A 1,744-nucleotide genomic window follows, 5' to 3' on the forward strand; every position below is an offset into this window, starting at 1 on the left:
TTTCTGATAAGTAATTACAAAGATAATATAAGATGTAAATACTGCCATAAAATTGTTCAAACATGTAAAAAATACAATAAGTTTAATAGACTGAACACATGGCAATTTCAAAGAAAGTTCTAGCATACAGTTACCTGCATGCATATATGTAACAACTCCTGTTGAAAGACACTGAACAAATACAATTGCTATGACAGATATGTATAGCTGTTTTGTTTTTTCTCCACTTTTCCAAAGATTAAAAGCAATCAGCAAAAATATACAAATACATAAAATATCTATCTGCAGTGAATATGAAATTAGCTGGTTCATTTTCTGATTGCTCCGCTTTCACTGATTAAGCCTTGCTTTTTCATCTGCTTTTGCCTGTACATATTTCTATCAGCTGATTTAATGACATCAGAAATACTAGAATATGGTATGTTAAGCTGAGTTGTACCTACAGAAAAACCAACTGTAAAATCAGAAAAATTGGATTTGGCCTTTTCATTGAGGCATTTTTTCATTCTCACTATCATAGCTTTCAAATCAGTCTGAGTAGGATGAGAAGAAACAATTACAAATTCATCACCACCGATTCTTGCTAAAAAGTTCTTTGAATTTACACTTATCTCTCGCATTGCCTCAGCAACTGTTCTTAAAGCAAGATCACCTGTTAGATGCCCATGGTTGTCATTGATGGATTTAAAATTATCAATATCAATATATGTAAGATACATATTAACTCTCAATGACTGGGAAGACATGATATATGAAAGATACCGCCTAAAACGGTTTCTGTTGTTAAGACCAGTCAGAGGATCGATAAATACCTTATCCTCATGAAGAGCTATATAGTACATCACTAAAGACAGAAGATATACACATGCATAAAGATTATTATTAGAATAAGCTGAATAGTACTGGGAAACACCTATAAATAAGGTAAATATACCTAAAAAGAGAATCTCTTTTGCCTGTAGTGTTCTTGAATAACGCATGAAATTATATAAACAAGCCAAAAAGCCTACAGATGCATAAACGACTACAAAATAATAAAGCACAAAACTAAATCTGCTTGGGGATGGCTCTCCAAAAAGATTAAACTTAAAAAGTGCATAATTAAAAGGTGACATGAATGAGAGGACTGTAATAATGATTACTGGAGTAAAAAGTAATAAAACAGTACTTTTTTTTCTAATGATATTTTCAAAGCCAACCTTCTCAAGAACCATATACACCCAGCAATAAGACAAACAAATCCATACAGAAAAATCCAGACTCTGCATAAAATAAAAAATTTCATAGTAATAAGAAAATGAAAAACAGCTATGGATCTGTCTTAATATGCATAAGAACATAAGAACATAACAGCACCTTAAAAAAGCTCTGTTACGTCTGTCATGTTCTCTGAAAATTGATCTAACTATAATTAGAAGCAAAAAGAATATGAAAAAGTAGATCTCAAACTTCAATGAAAAATGCATGAGATCTCCCTTTATTTAAAGGCATTGATAAGTGCATCTGTTTTTTTCTGGTATGTATTCTTTTTAGTATTCTTTTTCTTGTTTTTATCATAATCCCCTTGAGAAATCTGTGAAAAAGAAGCTGATAAAGACCTTTCATTCTCGTTATTGTCAGAACGCTTTGAATTCTCTAATGCTTCTTTCTTTGCATTTATGATAGAAATCTTTTCATTTCCCTCATTTCGATGATAATTAACATTAGCTTCCTGTCTTAATCTAATCATGTTCTCATCAAGTTT

At 31.1% G+C, this 1,744-nt stretch carries 3 protein-coding genes; all 3 read right to left on the reverse strand.

The window, feature by feature from the left end:
• A partial coding sequence (locus ACJML3_RS08300) for a hypothetical protein (RefSeq protein WP_406022276.1) occupies nucleotides 1–312 on the reverse strand: 312 nt, incomplete at its 3' end.
• On the reverse strand, nucleotides 309–1,214 hold the full coding sequence (locus tag ACJML3_RS08305) for a GGDEF domain-containing protein (RefSeq protein WP_406022278.1): 906 nt from the start codon (nucleotides 1,212–1,214) through the stop codon (nucleotides 309–311). The genes ACJML3_RS08305 and ACJML3_RS08300, both read right to left, overlap by 4 nt.
• Nucleotides 1,215–1,477: 263 nt before the next feature.
• Nucleotides 1,478–1,744, reverse strand: a 267-nt coding sequence (locus tag ACJML3_RS08310) for a hypothetical protein (protein ID WP_406022280.1), incomplete at its 5' end; no start/stop codon positions are given.

Origin of the sequence: Succinivibrio sp., from assembly GCF_045124615.1 — a bacterium.
GTDB lineage: Bacteria > Pseudomonadota > Gammaproteobacteria > Enterobacterales > Succinivibrionaceae > Succinivibrio > Succinivibrio faecicola.